This window comes from Moorena sp. SIO4E2 (assembly GCF_010671945.1).
Taxonomy (GTDB): domain Bacteria; phylum Cyanobacteriota; class Cyanobacteriia; order Cyanobacteriales; family Coleofasciculaceae; genus Moorena; species Moorena producens.
In genome coordinates, this window is the sequence record NZ_JAAHIE010001328.1 from 1 (window position 1) to 1,210 (window position 1,210).

The window sequence follows — 1,210 nt, forward strand, 5'->3', positions numbered from 1 at the left end:
AAAAAGTTTTTTAAACCCTTGACAATTATAATTATAATCATTACAATAATCATTAAATGACCACAATGAGTTCAATTATTAACTTATGCGACAAGGATTTACTAAAAACTTCAAAAAACAACCTGCTAAGCACACTTTGAAAGGGTCTCGGGAAGCAGTAATTTATAGTATGCAAACCATGTATGCCCTAGGGTATGCGGAGATTTGCGAATGGACTCCTCTGGAGCCGACTGAGGTTCCAGGCGAAGTGATAACTACACTAAACAAGTATTGGTTGTTGCCATAACACCTTGAATTTCTGGGGGGTTTTCCCCCCAGTCAAAGGTTCCGGTCTGCTTAAATAGGATCACATCAGGTTAGGTTTAGTAACTGAGTGACATAGCAGAAGTCAGAAGTCAGAAGTCAGAAGTCAAAAGTAAAACTCTTGCGCTTACTTAGCTTTGAGACTTTTGTAATGTCCTAACTGCCCTGTCTTGATGCAGTCGCTCATGGGGGAAACCCCCAAGACCGTAATGGTGCGCTTTCCGTTGGCGAATTAAATTCGCCACGGGTCGCACCTCTGCATCGCTGGCGACTGCTATATAACAATTTCAACGGACTTATTGTGGAGTTTAAATAGCCGTGGATAGTATTTCTACGGCTATTTTTTTGTAAGTATTCAGCTATCAGCTATCAGCTATCAGCTATCAGCTATCAGCGGTCAGCTATCAGCGGTCAGCTTAAGCGCTACGCGCACGCTACTTGAGGTGCTATCAGCTATCAGCTTATGCACTACGGGCACGCTGTCTTGATGCAGAGGTGCTTTTGAATAAAATAAGCTGACGGCTGACGGCTGACGGCTGACGGGCTGTTGATTCGATTGATTGAGAAACCCTATAGTCTAAAAAGACAAGCCGCTGGGAAAATCAAATATTCCAGGAAAAAGAGTTTCCAGATAAACTGATAAAAACTAGCGATCGCATTTTTATCCTCCAAGTCTACCTGGTAAGAGCGCCACCACATTACTGCTAATGCTACCAGATGGGTTCCTACCAAGAAGAGGATATTTACTGAACCGAGGAGCAGCACACTAGCTAGCACCATGGCGAGATAGCAAGCAGTAATCACCCCCCGTGCTATATTAAATACCGCCAATTTACCGAGGCGGATGGTAAAGGTAGTGATATTGAAAAGCTTATCCCCATCGATATCTGGGACATCTTTGAATATA

Annotated in this window: 2 protein-coding genes; one reads left to right on the forward strand and one right to left on the reverse strand. The window is 43.1% G+C overall.

Annotation, left to right across the window (positions count from 1 at the left end):
* The first annotated feature begins 85 nt into the window (after positions 1-85).
* Positions 86-286, forward strand: a complete 201-nt coding sequence (locus F6K37_RS43395; protein ID WP_287257342.1) for a hypothetical protein — start codon at positions 86-88, stop codon at positions 284-286.
* Between the two features lie 587 nt (positions 287-873).
* Here F6K37_RS43395 and F6K37_RS43400 read toward each other — a convergent pair.
* On the reverse strand, positions 874-1,210 hold a 337-nt coding region (locus F6K37_RS43400; RefSeq protein WP_287257343.1), incomplete at its 5' end, for a UbiA family prenyltransferase.